12 protein-coding genes, 1 rRNA gene and 1 riboswitch are annotated in these 17731 nt (G+C 68.2%); of the genes, 8 read left to right on the top strand and 5 right to left on the bottom strand.

All coding sequences use genetic code 11. From position 1 onward, the window contains the following. Positions 1-27: 27 nt before the first annotated feature. The 6 genes from lpxK (at position 28) to ACZ5PP_RS07690 (ending at position 5531) form a co-directional block, all read left to right on the top strand. Positions 28-1035 (top strand): tetraacyldisaccharide 4'-kinase, encoded by a 1008-nt coding sequence (gene lpxK / locus ACZ5PP_RS07715; RefSeq protein ID WP_464826938.1) that lies wholly within the window; start codon positions 28-30, stop codon positions 1033-1035. Beyond that, the gene (locus ACZ5PP_RS07710) at positions 1016-1207 is read left to right on the top strand and encodes a Trm112 family protein (protein WP_004312605.1); all 192 of its coding nucleotides are present in this window, start codon (positions 1016-1018) and stop codon (positions 1205-1207) included. The genes lpxK and ACZ5PP_RS07710 overlap by 20 nt, the downstream gene beginning before the upstream one ends. Continuing rightward, positions 1204-1989 carry a 3-deoxy-manno-octulosonate cytidylyltransferase gene (gene kdsB / locus ACZ5PP_RS07705; RefSeq protein WP_004312603.1) on the top strand — a complete coding sequence of 262 codons (786 nt, stop codon included), beginning with the start codon at positions 1204-1206 and terminating at the stop codon, positions 1987-1989. The genes ACZ5PP_RS07710 and kdsB overlap by 4 nt, the downstream gene beginning before the upstream one ends. A gap of 87 nt (positions 1990-2076) precedes the next feature. Continuing rightward, the gene (gene adk / locus ACZ5PP_RS07700; RefSeq protein ID WP_004312600.1) at positions 2077-2730 is read left to right on the top strand and encodes an adenylate kinase; all 654 of its coding nucleotides are present in this window, start codon (positions 2077-2079) and stop codon (positions 2728-2730) included. A 138-nt stretch (positions 2731-2868) separates the two neighbouring features. Then, positions 2869-4122 carry a 6-phosphofructokinase gene (locus ACZ5PP_RS07695; RefSeq protein WP_004312599.1) on the top strand — a complete coding sequence of 418 codons (1254 nt, stop codon included), beginning with the start codon at positions 2869-2871 and terminating at the stop codon, positions 4120-4122. Positions 4123-4202: 80 nt separating this feature from the next. Beyond that, on the top strand, positions 4203-5531 hold the full coding sequence (locus ACZ5PP_RS07690; protein ID WP_004312596.1) for an SLC13 family permease: 1329 nt from the start codon (positions 4203-4205) through the stop codon (positions 5529-5531). Between the two features lie 115 nt (positions 5532-5646). Here the strand turns inward: ACZ5PP_RS07690 and ACZ5PP_RS07685 are convergent, their stop codons facing one another. Continuing rightward, positions 5647-8253 (bottom strand): glycosyltransferase family 2 protein, encoded by a 2607-nt coding sequence (locus ACZ5PP_RS07685; protein WP_004312594.1) that lies wholly within the window; start codon positions 8251-8253, stop codon positions 5647-5649. A 304-nt stretch (positions 8254-8557) separates the two neighbouring features. On the opposite strand from ACZ5PP_RS07685, the gene ACZ5PP_RS07680 reads away from it, so the two are divergent. Next, a complete protein-coding gene (locus ACZ5PP_RS07680; RefSeq protein ID WP_138861269.1) occupies positions 8558-8992 on the top strand; it encodes a hypothetical protein in 435 nt (144 codons plus the stop codon). Here the strand turns inward: ACZ5PP_RS07680 and ACZ5PP_RS07675 are convergent. The 4 genes from ACZ5PP_RS07675 to gcvT all read right to left on the bottom strand — a co-directional run bounded on the left by ACZ5PP_RS07675 (position 8885) and on the right by gcvT (position 15152). After that, entirely contained in the window at positions 8885-10507 is a 1623-nt protein-coding gene (locus ACZ5PP_RS07675) for a glycoside hydrolase family 17 protein (protein ID WP_464826937.1), read from the bottom strand. The genes ACZ5PP_RS07680 and ACZ5PP_RS07675 overlap by 108 nt on opposite strands. A 148-nt stretch (positions 10508-10655) precedes the next feature. Beyond that, positions 10656-13550: an aminomethyl-transferring glycine dehydrogenase gene (gene gcvP, locus ACZ5PP_RS07670; protein ID WP_464826936.1), complete on the bottom strand. Its 2895-nt coding sequence runs from the start codon at positions 13548-13550 to the stop codon at positions 10656-10658. Between the two features lie 2 nt (positions 13551-13552). Further along, a complete protein-coding gene (gcvH, locus tag ACZ5PP_RS07665; RefSeq protein ID WP_004312587.1) occupies positions 13553-13939 on the bottom strand; it encodes a glycine cleavage system protein GcvH in 387 nt (128 codons plus the stop codon). A 121-nt stretch (positions 13940-14060) separates the two neighbouring features. Continuing rightward, the gene (gene gcvT / locus ACZ5PP_RS07660) at positions 14061-15152 is read right to left on the bottom strand and encodes a glycine cleavage system aminomethyltransferase GcvT (RefSeq protein ID WP_004312585.1); all 1092 of its coding nucleotides are present in this window, start codon (positions 15150-15152) and stop codon (positions 14061-14063) included. A gap of 206 nt (positions 15153-15358) precedes the next feature. Further along, positions 15359-15445, bottom strand: a riboswitch (glycine riboswitch). Between the two features lie 719 nt (positions 15446-16164). On the opposite strand from gcvT, the gene ACZ5PP_RS07655 reads away from it, so the two are divergent. Then, positions 16165-17703, top strand: a 16S ribosomal RNA gene (locus ACZ5PP_RS07655). Positions 17704-17731 lie beyond the last annotated feature (28 nt).

Below are 17731 nucleotides of genomic sequence, written 5' to 3'. Positions count from 1 at the left end.
CGGCCCGCGCCGCCCCGGAGACTGAACGTGGCCGCGCAGGCCCCAGCGTTCTGGCAGCGTCGCGGCCTGCTCGCGCAGGCCTTGCGTCCGCTCTCCCTGCTGTTCGGTTTCCTCGCCCGCCGCCGCCGCGCGCGCGCGCAGCCGCAGCGCCTGCCGGTGCCGGTGATCGTGGTCGGCAACGTCGCGGTCGGCGGCAGTGGCAAGACGCCGGTGGTCGACTGGCTGGCCGGGGTGCTGCGTGTCGCTGGCCACCACCCCGGCATCGTCAGCCGCGGCCATGGCGGTACGGCGAGTGCGCAGGGCGGGCTCGCCCTTGTGCCCGCAGACGGCGACCCCGGCCGCTATGGCGACGAGCCGGTGCTGCTCGCCCGTCTTACCGGTTGCCCGCTGGTGGTGGGGCAGGACCGTCCCGCCGCTGCGCGCGCGCTGCTGCGCCTGCATCCCGAGTGCGACGTGCTCATCGCCGACGACGGCATGCAGCACTACCATCTCGCAAGAGACCTGGAGATCGCCGTGGTGGACGCGGCCACGCTGGGCAACCGCCTGCTGCTGCCCGCCGGGCCGCTGCGCGAGCCGCTCGCGCGCCTCGCCGAAGTCGATCTGGTGCTGGCCCACGGCGAGCTGGATGCCGAGCTGCGCGCGGCGATCGGCGGCGTGCCGGTGTTTCCGATGCGGCTCTTCGGCGAAGAGGTGGTCGCGCTCGCCGACCCTGCGTGTCGCCTCCCGCTCGCGGCGCTGCGTGGTCGCCGGGTGCACGCGGTGGCCGGGATCGGCCGGCCGCAGCGCTTCTTCGACCAGCTCGCCGCCGCCGGCCTGGAGGTGGTCGCCCACGCCTTCCCCGATCATCATCGCTTCGTCGCCGCCGATCTCGTCTTCGGCGACGCGTCGCCGATCCTGATGACCGCGAAGGATGCGGTAAAATGTCGGGCTTTCGCGCCTGCCGACTGCTGGGAATACCCGGTGCGGGCGCAGATCGGTTCCGGCGCCGCCGAACGCATCCTGGAGAAACTCGAAGATGGACGCACGTCTGCTTGAAATCCTCGTCTGCCCGCTGTGCAAGGGGCCGCTCGACTATCTGAAGGACAAGCAGGAACTGGTGTGCAAGGCCGACCGCCTCGCCTATCCGATCCGCGACGGCATCCCGGTGATGCTGGACGAGGAGGCGCGCGCCATGAGCGCCGAGGAAGTCGACGCCCTGCGCAAATGAGCGGCGGCATGTCCACCGACTTCCGCATCGTCGTCCCTGCGCGCTACGCCTCGACCCGGCTGCCCGCCAAGCCGCTCGCCGACATCGGCGGCAAGCCGATGATCGTGCGTGTGCTCGAGCGCGTGCGGCATGCCGGCGCCAGCGAGACTTGGGTCGCCACCGACCACGAGGGCGTGCGCGAGGTCGTGCAGGCTGCGGGCGGTGCCGTGGTGATGACGCGCCCGGACCATCCGAGCGGCACCGACCGCCTCGCCGAGGTCGCGCTCGCGCGCGGCTGGGCCGACGAGGATATCGTGGTGAATGTGCAGGGCGACGAGCCGCTGATCGACCCGGAGATCGTCGCTGCGGTGGCGCGCGCGCTCGCCGCCGACGGCGAGGCTGCCATCGCCACCGCCGCGCACGCCATCCACGATCCCGTCGAGGTCTTCAACCCCAACGTGGTCAAGGTGGTGTGCGATGCCGCCGGGCGCGCGCTGTACTTCTCGCGCGCGCCCATCCCCTGGGCCCGCGACGCCTGGGGTGACGGTGCGCGCGACCTGCCCGCAGGGCTGCCGGTGCTGCGCCATGTCGGCCTGTACGCCTACCGCGTCGGCTTCCTGCGCCGCTATGCGGCGCTCGCGCCCTCGCCGCTGGAGCACTGGGAGGCGCTCGAGCAGTTGCGCGCGCTCTGGCACGGCTATCGCATCCGCGTGCTCGAACTCGCCCAGGCACCGGCGGCCGGGGTCGACACGCAGGAGGACCTGGAGCGGGTGCGCGCGATCTTCGCCGCCGGAGGGGTTTGACCACCCGGCGCGCGTCGGTTAAGTTTCGGCTGCTTATTCGATAAGGAAACGGCCATTTTCGATGGCCGGCCATTCACGGGAGGGAGTATGCGTCTGATTCTGTTGGGACCGCCGGGAGCCGGCAAGGGTACGCAAGCCAACTTCATCAAGGAGAAGTTCGGCATTCCGCAAATCTCCACCGGCGACATGCTGCGCGCCGCGGTGAAGGCGGGCACCCCGCTGGGCCTGGAGGCGAAGAAGGTCATGGATGCCGGCGGCCTCGTGTCCGACGACATCATCATCGGCCTGGTGAAGGACCGCCTGCAGCAGGAAGACTGCAAGTCCGGCTACATGTTCGACGGCTTCCCGCGCACCATCCCGCAGGCCGACGCGATGAAGGACGCCGGCGTGCCGATCGACTTCGTGCTCGAGATCGACGTGCCGGACGCCGAAATCGTCGAACGCATGAGCGGGCGCCGCGCCCATCTGGCTTCGGGCCGCACCTACCACGTCAAGTACAACCCGCCCAAGGTCGCGGGCAAGGACGACGTCACCGGCGAAGACCTGGTGCAGCGCGACGACGACAAGGAAGAAACCGTCAAGAAGCGCCTCGACGTCTACCACTCGCAGACCAAGCCGCTGGTCGAGTACTACAGCAAGTGGGCGGCCTCGGGCGACGCCAAGGCGCCCAAGGTGCGCAAGATCTCCGGCCTCGGCGCGGTGGATGCGATCACCGCGAACGCCTTCGCGGCGCTGAAGTAGGCAGCACCCCGGCCGGGCATGCCCGGCCTCATCCGGCGCGGCCGCGCCCCCCACGGGGCGACGGCCGCGCGTGCTTTTGAACTCGCCGCAATCTCCGCCCGGCGCGGCGCGCGGCAACGCTCGAACGAGGCCCGGCCGATGCGCCAGCAGAACCTCCTGTATGCCCATTCCGGTGGCGTAACCGCCGTCATCAACGCCAGCGCCGCGGCGGTCGTCGCGGCCGCGCGCGCCTCGGGTCGGGTCGGCAAGGTGTTCGCCGCGTGGCGCGGCATCGTCGGCGTGCTCGAGGAGGCCCTGATCGATACCGCCGGCCTGGACGAGGCGGCGCTCGTCCGCCTGGCGCGCACCCCGGGCGGGGCCTTCGGCTCCTGCCGCTTCGATCTGCCGCACGACGACGGCGGCGCGGCGATGGATCGGCTGTTCGCGGTTTTCGACGCGCACGACATCGGCTGGCTGCTCTACAACGGCGGCAACGGCTCGATGGACGCGGTCGCGCGCATCCAGGCCGAGGCCGCGCGGCGCGGCCATGCGCTGGTGTGCGTGGGCGTGCCCAAGACGGTGGACAACGACATCGTCGGTACCGACTGCTGTCCCGGCTTCGGCTCGGCCGCGCGCTACCTCGCCACTTCGATGCTGGAGGCGGGGCTGGACACCGCGTCGATGGTGGGCAGCAAGGGCAGCGTCTTCGTCATGGAGGTGATGGGGCGCAACACCGGCTGGCTGGCCGCGGCCACCGCGCTCGCCGCGCAGGGCGACCCGGACCGCGCCCCGCATATCGTGCTGGTACCGGAGGCGCGCTTCGACGAAGCGGCCTTCCTCGCCCGCGTGCGCGAGATCGTCGAACGGCTGGGCTATTGTGCGGTGACGGTGGCGGAGGGCATCCGCCGACCGGATGGCAGCCTGCTGATGGAGAAGTCGCGCGATGCGCGCGGCTACGTCCAGCTCGGCGGCGCGGGTCTGGCAGTGGCGCGGCGGATCAACGAGCGCCTCGGCTACAAGTTCCACTGGGCGATCCCCGACTACCTGCAGCGCTCGGCCGGACACTGGCTGTCGGCGACCGACCGCGCGCAGGCCGAAGCGGTCGGAAGGGTGGCGGTGGAGTACGCGCTCGCCGGCCAGGGCGGGACCATGCCCGCGATCCGCCGCCTGCAGGATGCGCCCTACCGCTGGGATGTGGTCGCGGTGGACACCGCCGCGGTGGCCAACCTCGAGCGCAGCCTGCCGGACGGTTTCGTGCGCGCCGACGGGCTGCACGTGACCACGGCGGCCTGCGACTACATGCGTCCGCTGATCGAGGGCGAGATTCCGCCGCCGGTGGCGGGCGGCCTGCCCGACTACGGGCGCTGGGACTGGGCCCCGGTGGCGCGCCGGCTGGCGGCGTGGCAGGCCTGACGCGGATCGGCGTGCAACGCCGCGTACGTACGGGTGTGTGCTCGAGCCGATAGCGCCACTGCGCAGGGGTGGATCAATTGATGCGGAACCTCAATCTAGTCGTCGCGGGCGTACTCTTCCTCGGCCTGCTCTGGGGCTTGGAGGGTTTGCCGGACCGCGCCGGAGCCGGGCTTGCTTTGCTCGCCACGATCGCCTGGCTGTGGCTGACCGAAGCCCTGCACGTGAGCGTGACCGCGCTGCTGGTGCCCCTGCTCGCCGCCGCGAGCGGAGTGCTGGATTTTCCCGAGGCCTTGCTGCAATTCGCCGACCCGGTAGTCTTCCTCTTCCTCGGCGGCTTCGCGCTCGCCGCCGGCCTGCAGCGCCAGGGGCTGGACCGCTGGATGGCGGGCCAGGTCCTGCGCCGCGCGGGGGCCAGCTTCGGGCGCGCGGTGCGCTGGCTGTTCTGGTTGACCGCCTTCCTGTCGATGTGGATCAGCAACACCGCGACCGCGGCGATGATGCTGCCGCTGGCGCTTGGCCTGCTCGCCCCGCTGCCGCTCGACGAACATCGCCGCACCTGGATGTACGTGCTGCTCGGCGTGGCCTTCTCCGCCAACATCGGCGGCATCGGCACCCTGGTCGGCAGCCCGCCCAACGCGATCGCCGCGGCAGCGGTGGGCATGGATTTCGCCGAATGGATGAGCTGGGGTCTGCCGCTGGTGCTGGTGATGATGCCGCTGATGGAGATCGGTCTGCGCCTGGTGCTGCGACCGCGGCTCGACGTGGCGGTGACGCCGCCACCGCCTCCCGGAGGATGGACTCCGGCGCAGCGCAAGATGCTCGCACTCTTCGGCTTCACCGTGCTGCTGTGGGTGTTCGGCGCGCCCCTCGGCGCCGCGCTCGGCTTTGCCCAGGGCTACGACGCCGCGGTGGCGCTGTTCGCGCTCGTGCTGCTGCACGGCTTGCGGCTGGCGGGCTGGCAGGACGTGGAGCGCAGCACCGAGTGGGGCGTGCTGTTGCTCTTCGGCGGCGGGCTCACGCTGAGCAAGGCGCTCGCGGCCAGCGGCGCGGCGGCCTGGCTCGCCACCCAGCTCGGTGGACCGCTCGCCGCACTGCCGGCCTGGGGCTGCATCGCGCTGATGGTGCTGTTCGCGTTGCTGCTCACCGAGGTCACCAGCAACACCGCGAGTGCAGCCCTGCTGATCCCGCTCTTCCTCGGTCTCGCCCCGCATGTCGAGCGCGCGCCGCTCGCCGTGCTGGTCGCGGTCGGCACCTCGTGTGCCTTCATGCTCCCCGTTGCCACTCCGCCCAACGCGATCGTCTTCGGCACCGGCCACGTGCCGCAGCGGGTGATGATCCTGGGCGGAACCGGGGTGACGGTGCTGGTCTATCCGGCGCTGGTGCTGGCGGCGTTGATTGCGGTGGCGTGAGGAGTGAGGCGTCTGGAGCGGAGAAGGCCGGACGGCGTCCGACCTTCCCGCCGCCCGGCGAGGATCGAGCGGCGGGAGGTTTCGACTTTGCACCCGACACCGGGCGCCCGACTCCTCACGCTGCCGCGGCCGTTTCCCCGGCCGCGGCCCCACGCTCCGGCATGTAGGCCGCCACCTGGCACAGGATCGCGGCCACGTAGGGGATGCACTGCAGGCACAGGATGCCGACCCACAGCTGGGTCTCGAGGTTGTTGGCGCCGCGCTGCGCGACCAGGGTGACGGCGCCCATCAGCAGCGCGACCAGCATGCCGATCTCCTCGCGGATGGGGTTGAAGAAGGCCAGCGCGCCACCGCCGCGCCAGCCCTTGGGCGTCACCACGAACACGCCTTTCTTTTTCACCAGGCCGGCGAACACGCCGCGCGCGATCGCGTGGGCGAGGCCCACCGACAGGATTGAGGCGCCGAGGATGTCCTTCCACGGGCAGTCCATCGTGCGCCGATAGAGGATGGGGCCGAGCGCTGCCTTGAAGATCATGAAGCCGAAGATCGGCAGCGCGAGCGACACCACCGGCAGGCCGAAGGCCTTGGGGAAGAGCAGGATGCCCAGGGTCCACAGCAGGCTGCCGAAGGCGAACACCAGCTGCAGCGCGTCGCCCAGCCAGGCGAACCAGCCGGTGAGGAAGTGGTAGCGCTGGGCGAGGTTGAGGGTGCTGCGCCCGATCATGTGGGGCAGGTGGGCCTTGAGGATCTGCATCGCGCCGAAGGCCCAGCGGAAGCGCTGGCTCTTGATCGCGGCGAAGCCCGAGGGGGTGAGGCCGCGGCCGAGGATATGGTCGATGTAACGCGTGTCGTAGCCCTTCTCGATCAGGCGCAGGCCGAGCTCGGTGTCCTCGCAGATGCACCACTCGGACCAGCCGCCGACCTCCTCGAGTGCGCGCCGGCGCACCATGGTCATGGTGCCGTGCTGGATCAGCGCGTTGCGCTCGTTGCGGTGGTGCATGCCGATGCGGAAGAAGCCGTCGAACTCCCAGTTGCACATGCGCTTGAAGGGCTGGCCCTCCCAGTCGCGGTGGGCCTGCGGGGCCTGCACGACGGCGACCTCGGGCTGGTCGAAGTGCGGCACCAGGCAGGCCAGCCAGTCGGGATCGACCACGTAGTCGGCGTCGACGACACCCACCACCTCGGCGCGCGGGTCGGTGACCTTGAGGCCGTAGTTGAGCGCGCCGGCCTTGAAGCCGGGCCAGTTGGCGAGGTGGAAGAAGCGGAAGCGCGGACCGAGCTCGGCGCAGCGGCGCTCGAGCGGCTTCCACAGGGCCTCGTCGCGGGTGTTGTTGTCGAGGATCAGGACCTCGAAGTTCTGGTAATTCATCTGCGCCAGGCTGTCGATGGTGGCGATCACCATCTCGGGCGGCTCGTTGTAGCAGGCCAGGTGGATGGACACGAAGGGCTGCTGCTCGGGCGGGTGCGGCGGCAGCGGGGTGAAGCGGCGCGCCCATTTCTTCTTGAAGAGCACCTCGCCGAACTCGAAGCCGTGCGACAGCAGCACCGCCGCGGTCATGCAGGTGGCACCGATCAGCAGCACCAGACCGATGAGGTCGCGCTGGGTGAGGTAGTACTCGACCGGCACGTTGATGCCGATGATCAGCGTCGAGATGCAGGCCTGGATCAGCGCGGCGAGGAAGAGGCGGCCGCCGATGCTCCAGCCGGGCAGGAAGAAGGCGGCGAGCATCATCGGGATGAAGGCGAGCGCGGCGGCGTTGCTGGCCTTGTGCGACCAGTGCGGGTCGCGCTCGACCACGCCCTCGAGCTGGTACTTGGGCTCGCGGTCGGCGTTGAACATGCCCCAGTAGGGCCCGGCCCAGCCTTCGACGTCCACCTTCCACGGCTGGTCGATCGCCTCCATCAGGAAGTAGTCGATGCGTGCGGTGCGCGGATGGGCGAGGAACTCGCGCACGAAGCGCGCCTGGTTGTCGAGCGAGGGGATGGCGGCGTCGATGGTCGGACCGCGGCTCGGCCAGCCCACTTCGCCGACCACGATCTTCTTGCGCGGGTGTGCGCGCGCGACCTCGTCGTAGCGCTGGAAGGCGTACTCCACCGCCTTGTCCACCGGCAGGCCCTCGTGGTACGGCAGGAGGTGCACGGTGATGTAGTCGACGTGCTTGGCGAGTTCCGGATAGCGCAGCCAGACGTGCCAGGGCTCGGCGGTCGAGACCGGCTTGCGGATCGCCTTGCGCACCTCGTCGAGATAGACGATGAGCTCGTCGACCGTGACGTCGCCGCGCAGGATGGCCTCGTTGCCGACCATGACGCGCTCGATGTGGCGCATCTTGCGTGCCGCCTCGATCAGGGCTGCGACTTCGCGCGCGTTGGACTCGGGGCGGGCGTCGATCCAGGCGCCGGCCGTGACCAGCATGTCGCGCTCGCCGGCGAGATCGAGCAGCTCGGGCATGTCGTTGACGCCGTAGGTGCGCAGGCCGTCGGAGTAGCGTCCGAGCAGGTCGAGGTCGGAGGCGAGTTCGGCGCGCGTGGGGTAGGTCCCCTTGAGCGGGCTCTGGTCGCGCTGGAAGCCGTTGTAGGCGAAGCCCTTGATGCTCTGGTTGGTGCCGATGAACTCGGTGCTGCGGTTGAGCTGCTGCCAGATCCAGTATTGCGCGAAGGCGACCACCGCGGCGATGGCGATTGCGGTGAGGATGCGGATTGCGAAGGAGGCGGCGTTCTTCATCGTGGTTCCTGGGCGCCGTCCTGCAGGTACGGCGCGGATGTATTGCGAGGGCCTCGTGGGCCGCGTGTCGGGGTGACACCGGGCGGCTGCGGCGGGCAGGCCTTGAAGGCGCTGCGCCGCCGCGATCGCCGACCCGGCCGCACTGTGACAAAATGCGCGCGCCCGGCAGGGCGTCCGCCCTTCACACCGACGGCGCGCATTTTATTCGCCATTTCAGCCCCTTACGAGCCGCTCGGGGTGGCAATTTGCAACACTTTGCACGTCTTGTCGGCGTGTGCTGATTTTGAAGGGAAAGCGTATCCCAATGCCAACTAATTTGCTCAAATATGGCGTCGCCCGTCCGCTCCTCGCCGGACTCGCGCTCGCCGCACTCGCGCTCTGGTTGCGCCACGGCGTGCTCGAGGCCGGGGTGCTGCCGCGCGACTGCACGGCCGCCGATGCGCCCGCGCTGGCCTGCCTGTTCAAGCAGGCCTTCGTGCACAGCTTCCTCGACCAGCGCATCGGCTGGGTGAGCCTCGTCGCGGGCGTGCTCGCCTTTGTGCGTGCCAGTCGCGGCCTGGCCTGGGCGGGCTGGCTGTGTGGAGTGGCCGGCCTGGTGCTGTACAGCTACGACCCGGCCGCGGTCGGCGCCCTACTCGCGCTGCTCGTGCTGGTGCGAGCGCACCAGCAGCACGGGCAGGGCCAGCGCGAGCCCGGTGAGCAGCCAGGCGACCGCCTGGGGGTTGGCCGGCTCGCTTGACCAGCGCGCGACCACGCCGATGAGGATGACCAGCGCGAGGGTGATCTCGCTGCGCGTGGTGTCGGCGCGCCACCAGCCGACGACACCGAGCACCACCGCCGGCACCAGGTAGAGCAGGGTGGGGAAGTCGCGGTAGCGCGGATCGACCCACAGCAGCAGCGCGGCCACCGCGGCTGCGAAGAGCAGCAGGCCGCGCAGCAGGCCGAGCGCGCCGGCCTTGGCGCGCAGGCGCTCGCCATGCCGCAGGATGCGCGCGGCGCGGCCGGTGGCGGGCACGGGCTCGCCATGCCAGCGCGCGAGCGTGAGCGGCAGCAGGGCGCCGAGCGCGGCGACACCGCCGAGCAGGCTCCACTCCAGCGCATCGCGGTAGGCCAGGTGGGCGTGTTCCCAGTGCAGCACCGTGATCATCCCGGCGAGTGTGCCTGCGGCGGCGATCGCGCTTGCGCGCAGGCAGCGCGTGCGTCGGCCGGTGGTCGCGAGCAGGAAGGCGAGCACGCCGCCGACCGCAGCGCCGCCGACCGGACCGGCCACGCCTTCGCGCTCGGCCACCGCACCGGCGAGCGGGAACTTGGGCTCCAGGCTGTCGGCGTCGAGCATGCCCCAGAAGCCGCCCACCGTGCCTTCGAGGCGGCGCTTCCAGGGCTGGTCGATGGCCTCGATGAGGTTGTAGTCCCAGCCTTCGGCATGCGCGCGATGGACGAACTCGCGGATGTAGCGCGCCTGGTTGACCCGGGAGGGCTTCGATTCCTCGCGCTGGCGGCCCGCGCTCGGCCAGCCGGTCTCGCCGATGAGGATCTTCTTGCCGGCGAAGTGCTCACCGACGTGGCGCCGCGTTTCGGCCACGTGCTGGAGCGCGAGCTCGATGTCGACCGGTTCGTCCTCCCAGAAGGGCAGGATGTGCACGGTGACGAAGTCGACCTCGTTGGCGAGACTGTCGTGGCGGGTCCAGAACTCCCACACGTCGGCGTAGGTGACCGGCACCTTCGCATGCGCCTTGGCGTGACGGATGAGTTCGCGCATCTCGTCCTCGGTGCGCTCGCGGCGCAGCAGGACCTCGTTGCCGACGATGAGCGCACGCACGACGTCGGCGTTGGCGTTGGCGAGCGCGATCGCGCGCTCGAGTTCGCGGGCGTTCTTCGTCTTCTCGTAGCCGATCCAGGCGCCGAGCAGCACTTTCAGACCGAGCGGACGGGCGAGCTCGGGGACGTGCTCGAGGCCCTGGTCGATCGAGTACAGGCGCACGCAGTCGGTGATCTTCGCCAGCGCGGCGAGGTCGGCGGCGATCTGCTCGCGCTCGATGCGGGTGTCTTCGAGGAGCGGGGTCTGCCCCGGGCGATGATAGGGGGCGTAGGACACGCAGCGCAGCTTCTCGCCCTCGGCGAGGTGCAGGTCGTGCATGCGCACCGGGCGCGTCTGCAGCCACAGCATGGCGGCGAGCAGCAGGAGCATGGTGGTGCTGGCGATGAGCAGGGCGAGCCAGAGCTGGCTGCGGTTGGTGCGCGGAGCGAAGATCACCGTGTCCGGTTCCTTCCAGGTTCGGGGGGGTAGGTGGTGGGGAGGGCTGGCGGCAAAAAAAGAGCCACACCCGCGGGCGTGGCTCCTGCTGCCGAGGCTGGCGGATTCTACCAGCGCTCGGGGCGTGGTTCGCCGCTGCGGGCGGCGCTCACTCGGCGTAGTCGCTCATCGGCACGCAGGCGCAGAACAGGTTGCGGTCGCCATAGACGTCGTCGATGCGATTGACGCTGGGCCAGAACTTGTTCTCGGCCACCCAGGGCAACGGGAACACCGCCTGCTCGCGCGAGTAGGGCCGCTTCCAGTCGCCGAGGAAGTCGGCCTGGGTGTGCGGCGCGTGCTTGAGCGGGTTGTCCTCGGCCGGCCAGTTGCCGGCTTCGATCTGGCGGATCTCGTCGCGGATCGCGATCATCGCGGCGACGAAGCGCTCGAGCTCGCCGAGGTCTTCCGACTCGGTCGGCTCGACCATGATCGTGCCTGCCACCGGGAACGACATGGTCGGCGCGTGGAAGCCGTAGTCCATCAGGCGCTTGGCGATGTCGACCTCGGAGATGCCGGTGGTCGCCTTGATCGGACGGATGTCGAGGATGCACTCGTGCGCGACCCGGCCCTTGCTGCCGGTGTAGAGCACCGGGTAGTGATCCTTCAGGCGTGCGGCCAGGTAGTTGGCGTTGAGGATCGCCACCTCGGTCGCCTGCTTGAGGCCTTCGCCGCCCATCATCGTGATGTACATCCACGAGATCGGCAGGATGCTCGCTGAGCCGAAGGGCGCGGCCGAGACTGCGCCCTGGCCCAGGTTGGGCCGGCCGGCGCCGCCGGTGGGCTGGATCACGTGGTCGGCCATGAAGGGCGCGAGGTGCGCCGCCAGGCCGATCGGCCCCATGCCCGGACCGCCGCCGCCGTGCGGGATGCAGAAGGTCTTGTGCAGGTTCATGTGCGACACGTCGGCGCCGATCGTCGCCGGCGAGGTCAGGCCAACCTGCGCGTTGAGGTTGGCGCCGTCCATGTACACCTGACCTCCGTACTGGTGGACGATGGTGCAGATCTCGCGGATCGACTCCTCGAACACGCCGTGGGTGGACGGGTAGGTGATCATCAGTGCGGCCAGGTCGGCGGCGTGCTTCTCCGCCTTGGCCTTGAGGTCGGCGACGTCGACGTTGCCGTTGTCGTCGCACTCGACCACCACCACCTGCATGCCGCACATCTGAGCGGTCGCCGGGTTGGTGCCGTGGGCGGACTTCGGGATCAGGCAGATCTTGCGGTTGGCCTCGCCGCGGCTGGCGTGGTAGCGCGCGATCGCCACCAGGCCGGCGTACTCGCCCTGCGCACCCGAGTTCGGCTGCATGCTGATCGCCGGGAAGCCGGTGACCGCGCGCAGGTAGTCGGCCAGGCCCTCGATCATCTCGAGGTAGCCGGCGGCCTGCTCGCGCGGCGCGAACGGGTGCAGGTTGGCGAACTCCGGCCAGGTGATCGGGATCATCTCGCTGGTGGCGTTCAGCTTCATCGTGCACGAGCCGAGCGAGATCATCGAGTGGTCGAGCGCGAGGTCGCGGTTCTGCAGCTTCTTGAGGTAGCGCAGCATCTCGTGCTCGGTGTGGTGCGTGTTGAACACCGGGTGCGCGAGCACGGCGTCGCTGCGCAGCAGTTCCGCCGGCAGGGCGCCGCCTGCGGCCGCGACGCGGGCGTCGATCGCGCTGACGTCGGTGGAGGCGCCGAAGCAGCCGAGGATCGTGGCGATGTCCTCGCGGGTGGTGGTCTCATCCACCGACAGACCGAGCGTGGTGCCGGAGACGCTGCGCAGGTTGAAGCCGGCTTCCTCGGCCGCGCGCAGGATGGTGGGCGCGCGCGCGCCAACCTCGACCTCGACGGTGTCGAAGAAGGCACGGTCGTGCAGGCCGAAGCCGGCCTCGCGCAGGCCGGCGGCGAGCACCGCGGCGAGGCGGTGGATGCGCGCGGCGATGGTGCGCAGGCCCTGCGGGCCGTGATAGACGGCGTAGAAGCCGGAGAGGTTGGCCAGCAGCACCTGCGAGGTGCAGATGTTGGAGTTCGCCTTTTCGCGGCGGATGTGCTGCTCACGGGTCTGCAGCGTCATGCGCAGCGCGGTCTTGCCACGCGCGTCCTTGGAGACGCCGATGATACGGCCGGGCATTGAGCGCACGTAGCTTTCGCGGGTCGCGAAGAAGGCGGCATGCGGGCCGCCGAAGCCCATCGGCACGCCGAAGCGCTGCGCCGAACCGAGCGCGATGTCGGCGCCCATGGCGCCGGGGCTCTTGAGCAGCACCAGGGCCATCAGATCGCTGGCGACCGCGACCACGGCGCCCTTGGCCTTGAGTTCTGCGATCGGGGCCGTGAGGTCGACGACCTCGCCGCGTGCGTTCGGGTACTGCAGCAGCGCGCCGAAGCAGTCGTGGCTGCCAGCCTCGGCAGCCTTGCCGTAGACCAGCTCGTAGCCGAAGTAGTGCGCACGGGTGCGCACCACGTCGATGGTCTGCGCGAAGCAGGCCTCGTCGATGAAGAACACGTTCGACTTCGACTTCGATACGCGCCGGGCCATCGTCATCGCCTCGGCGGCGGCGGTGGCCTCGTCGAGCAGCGAGGCGTTGGCGAGCTCCAGGCCGGTGAGGTCGATCACCATCTGCTGGTAGTTCAGCAGGGCTTCGAGGCGGCCTTGGGAGATCTCGGCCTGGTAGGGCGTGTAGGCGGTGTACCAGCCCGGGTTCTCGAGCACGTTGCGCAGCACGACCGCGGGGACGTGGGTGCCGTAGTAGCCCTGACCGATCAGGGACTTCTTCACCACGTTGTGGCCGGCGATGGCCTTCAGGCGGGCAAGCGCCTCGTGCTCGGGCATCGCGCCGGCGAGCGGCAGCGGCGACGCGAGGCGGATGCCGGCAGGCACGGTCTGCGCGATCAGGGCGTCGACGTCGGCGACGCCGATGCTCGCGCACATGCGCCCGATCTCGCCCGCATCGGGGCCGAGGTGGCGGTGGACGAAGGCGTCGCGCTGCTCGAGGCGGGCGAGCGGGGCGGAGAGCAGGGTGTCGGTCATGGTCAGGCCTGGGCGATTTCCGCTTCGTAGGCTGCGGCGTCCATCAGCGCGGCGACGTCGGCGGCGTTGGCCGGCGCGAGCTTGAACAGCCAGGCGGAGTACGCGTCGGCGTTGACGCTCTCGGGGGCGTCGATCGCGTCCTGATTGTTGGCGATCACTTCACCTGCCACGGGGGCGTAGATGTCGGAGGCAGCCTTGACCGATTCGATCACCGCGCAGGCTTCGCCGGCGGACAGCGCGCGGCCGGCTTCCGGCAGTTCGAGGAAGACGATGTCGCCGAGGGCCTCCTGGGCGTGGTCGGTGACGCCGATGGTCAGGGTGCCGTCGTCCTCGACGCGGATCCATTCGTGGGACTTGGTGTACTTGAGGGTGCTGGGAACGTTGCTCATGGTGCTCTCCGGTCGGGAAGATGGGGTGTGCGGGTGAAGAAATGCAGTGTTGCGTCCGGCTCGTCGGTGATGTGCGGCTGCGACATGAAGGGCGGCTCGATGGCCGCCCTCGGACATCGGGTCAGACGAGGGCCTTGCCGTTACGTACGAAGGGCAGCTTGACGGTGCGTGCCTTCAGGCGCTTGCCGCGAATGTCCACCTCGACGGCTTCGCCCGGCTGCGTCGCGAGCGGGACGCGTGCGAAGGCGATCGACTTTTCCAGCGTGGGCGAGAAGCTTCCGCTGGTGGTCTCGCCTTCGCCGCCGGAGGTGAAGACCTTCATGTGCGAGCGCAGCACGCCCTTGTCCTCGAGGATGAGGCCAAGCAGGCGCTGGCTGGCAGGGTTGGCCTGCAGCGCGGCGCGACCGAGGAAGTCGCGCGCCTCGTCCTTCATGTCCACCGTCCACGACAGGCCGGCGTTCAGGGGGGAAACATGGTCGTCCATGTCCTGGCCGTAGAGGTTCATGCCGGCTTCCAGGCGTAGGGTGTCGCGCGCGCCCAGGCCGCAGGGACGCACGCCGGCGGCGGCGAGCGCATTCCACATCGCCTCGGCGCGGCTCGCGGGGACGGCGATCTCCAGTCCGTCCTCGCCGGTGTAGCCGGTACGTGCGATCAGCAGGTCGCCCACGCGAGCGCCAAAGAAGGGGGCGGGCACGCCGTTGGCGGTGGAGAGCTCCGGCAGGGCCAAGGTGGCGCGCTCGATCGCGCGCGGACCCTGGACGGCAATCATCGCCAGGTCGCGGCGCGCCTGCAGGGTCACGTTGGCACCGGTCGCGGCGATGCGCTGGCGCATCCAGGCGACGTCCTTGTCGGCGGTGCCGGCGTTTACGACGATGCGGTAGTCGGCATCGCTGAAGCGGTAGACGATCAGGTCGTCGATCACGCCGCCGCGCTCGTTGAGCATGCAGGAGTAGAGCGCCTTGCCGTTATCCTTGAGCTTGGCGACGTCGTTGGCGAGCAGACCGCGCAGCCAGGTGGTTGCGTCGGGGCCGGCGAGGTCGAGGGCGAGCATGTGCGAGACGTCGAACATGCCGGCGTCGCGGCGCACGGCGTGATGCTCCTCGATCTGCGAACCGTAGTTCACCGGCATGTCCCAGCCGGCGAAGTCGACCATGCGTGCGCCGGCGGCGACGTGGGCGGCGTGGAGGGGGGTCTGTTTGGCAGCGATAGTCATCGCGAAGGCGCTCCGTCAGGGTGAACGAGAAAGGGGCGGGTACGGTTTGTCACCGAGCACGCCCCATCTGTCCTTTTACCTGAGAGATTTTCCCGTGATCGCGTGGCATCTGCAGACATATATGTATGCGATGTTACGGCTGACGACGGTGTGCCCCTTCGGTGGATACGCCGGCGCCTTGCGCCCGTACCGCTCTCCAGACTTTTGCTGCGCACGCGGTCCTTTTGCCTGAGCGGTTCCGGGGGTTGCGCCTTCGGCGACTCCATCGAGGAGTTCTCTCCCGCGTGTCGCGCGGACGATATCACTTGCCCCACGGTGCCGCAACCGCGACGGATGCGTCCGCGCGCGCCATCGTCGCGAAGCTTAGAGCGCCTGGCATCGACCTCCGGGGGCTGCAAAGCAACTCTCGCGATGCAGGTACGACGCAAGTGGCGCATCGGAGCGCAATTGCCATTGGAGCGCGGTGCCGATCCGATCGGCCGTTCGCGGTTGTCGGATGCAAGGGGGGGCGGGGATTTCTTTGGTTGGCGTCGTGCGAGGGCGACGCAGGTCGAGTGTGCTTGGCGTGGATGGCCTGTGGTTTTGCGCGGCGTGGTGCTTGCGGCTGGTGTGCTGGTGCGGGTGCTCCTGGATTGGTCGGAGAGGTTTTTTGTTGTTTTTTTCTTGACGTCAGGATTTGGTTGTCTATAATGCGCACCTCTTCCAGCGCAGCGGTGCTTGAGTGCAGGCGCAGCGGGGCGGGAAGGGAGAGGCAGTCGGGTGTTGCGGGTCTTGTTGTTCCGTGTTTTTGGCGGGGCGGCGCAAAAAAGATTCGCGAGATGCTTGACAGGGTGATGTAGGTTCTACATAATCTCGCTTCTTCGCTGCGGCAGCGCAGCGATTCTTTAAAAACTTGGACAACCGATAAGTGTGGGTGCTTGGTTGTTGTGGTCGGCGACTTTGGTCGCATAGGTATCACAATGATTGGTGCTCATGCTGATGTAAGTCAGTATTTTGAGTACTTTGCTGGATTGAACTTAAGAGTTTGATCCTGGCTCAGATTGAACGCTGGCGGCATGCTTTACACATGCAAGTCGAACGGCAGCGGGGGCTTCGGCCTGCCGGCGAGTGGCGAACGGGTGAGTAATGCATCGGAACGTGCCCATGTCGTGGGGGATAACGTAGCGAAAGCTACGCTAATACCGCATACGCCCTGAGGGGGAAAGCGGGGGATTCTTCGGAATCTCGCGCGATTGGAGCGGCCGATGTCGGATTAGCTAGTAGGTGAGGTAAAGGCTCACCTAGGCGACGATCCGTAGCGGGTCTGAGAGGATGATCCGCCACACTGGGACTGAGACACGGCCCAGACTCCTACGGGAGGCAGCAGTGGGGAATTTTGGACAATGGGCGCAAGCCTGATCCAGCCATGCCGCGTGAGTGAAGAAGGCCTTCGGGTTGTAAAGCTCTTTCGGCCGGGAAGAAATCGTGGTCTCTAACATAGGCCATGGATGACGGTACCGGACTAAGAAGCACCGGCTAACTACGTGCCAGCAGCCGCGGTAATACGTAGGGTGCGAGCGTTAATCGGAATTACTGGGCGTAAAGCGTGCGCAGGCGGTTTTGTAAGACAGATGTGAAATCCCCGGGCTTAACCTGGGAACTGCGTTTGTGACTGCAAGGCTAGAGTACGGCAGAGGGGGGTGGAATTCCTGGTGTAGCAGTGAAATGCGTAGAGATCAGGAGGAACACCGATGGCGAAGGCAGCCCCCTGGGCCTGTACTGACGCTCATGCACGAAAGCGTGGGGAGCAAACAGGATTAGATACCCTGGTAGTCCACGCCCTAAACGATGTCGACTAGTCGTTCGGAGCAGCAATGCACTGAGTGACGCAGCTAACGCGTGAAGTCGACCGCCTGGGGAGTACGGCCGCAAGGTTAAAACTCAAAGGAATTGACGGGGACCCGCACAAGCGGTGGATGATGTGGATTAATTCGATGCAACGCGAAAAACCTTACCTACCCTTGACATGTCTGGAACCTTGCTGAGAGGCGAGGGTGCCTTCGGGAGCCAGAACACAGGTGCTGCATGGCTGTCGTCAGCTCGTGTCGTGAGATGTTGGGTTAAGTCCCGCAACGAGCGCAACCCTTGTCACTAGTTGCCATCATTTGGTTGGGCACTCTAGTGAGACTGCCGGTGACAAACCGGAGGAAGGTGGGGATGACGTCAAGTCCTCATGGCCCTTATGGGTAGGGCTTCACACGTCATACAATGGTCGGTACAGAGGGTTGCCAAGCCGCGAGGTGGAGCCAATCCCTTAAAGCCGATCGTAGTCCGGATCGTAGTCTGCAACTCGACTACGTGAAGTCGGAATCGCTAGTAATCGCAGATCAGCATGCTGCGGTGAATACGTTCCCGGGTCTTGTACACACCGCCCGTCACACCATGGGAGTGGGTTTCACCAGAAGTAGGTAGCTTAACCTTCGGGAGGGCGCTTACCACGGTGAGATTCATGACTGGGGTGAAGTCGTAACAAGGTAGCCGTATCGGAAGGTGCGGCTGGATCACCTCCTTTCAAGAGATCAGGCCATGATGGCCAAGTA

This window comes from Thauera sp. DNT-1 (genome assembly GCF_055393985.1).
Note: the sequence above shows the minus strand (reverse complement) of the source record. Positions and strands in the feature narration are given on the sequence as shown.

Coding starts and splice junctions, on each gene's coding strand:
- ACZ5PP_RS07710 (WP_004312605.1), top strand. CDS start 1,016: ATGGACGCACGTCTGCTTGAAATCCTCGTCTGCCCGCTGTGCAAGGGG.
- ACZ5PP_RS07680 (WP_138861269.1), top strand. CDS start 8,558: ATGCCAACTAATTTGCTCAAATATGGCGTCGCCCGTCCGCTCCTCGCC.
- gcvP (WP_464826936.1), bottom strand. CDS start 13,550: ATGACCGACACCCTGCTCTCCGCCCCGCTCGCCCGCCTCGAGCAGCGC.
- ACZ5PP_RS07695 (WP_004312599.1), top strand. CDS start 2,869: ATGCGCCAGCAGAACCTCCTGTATGCCCATTCCGGTGGCGTAACCGCC.
- gcvH (WP_004312587.1), bottom strand. CDS start 13,939: ATGAGCAACGTTCCCAGCACCCTCAAGTACACCAAGTCCCACGAATGG.
- ACZ5PP_RS07690 (WP_004312596.1), top strand. CDS start 4,203: ATGCGGAACCTCAATCTAGTCGTCGCGGGCGTACTCTTCCTCGGCCTG.
- kdsB (WP_004312603.1), top strand. CDS start 1,204: ATGAGCGGCGGCATGTCCACCGACTTCCGCATCGTCGTCCCTGCGCGC.
- adk (WP_004312600.1), top strand. CDS start 2,077: ATGCGTCTGATTCTGTTGGGACCGCCGGGAGCCGGCAAGGGTACGCAA.
- ACZ5PP_RS07685 (WP_004312594.1), bottom strand. CDS start 8,253: ATGAAGAACGCCGCCTCCTTCGCAATCCGCATCCTCACCGCAATCGCC.
- gcvT (WP_004312585.1), bottom strand. CDS start 15,152: ATGACTATCGCTGCCAAACAGACCCCCCTCCACGCCGCCCACGTCGCC.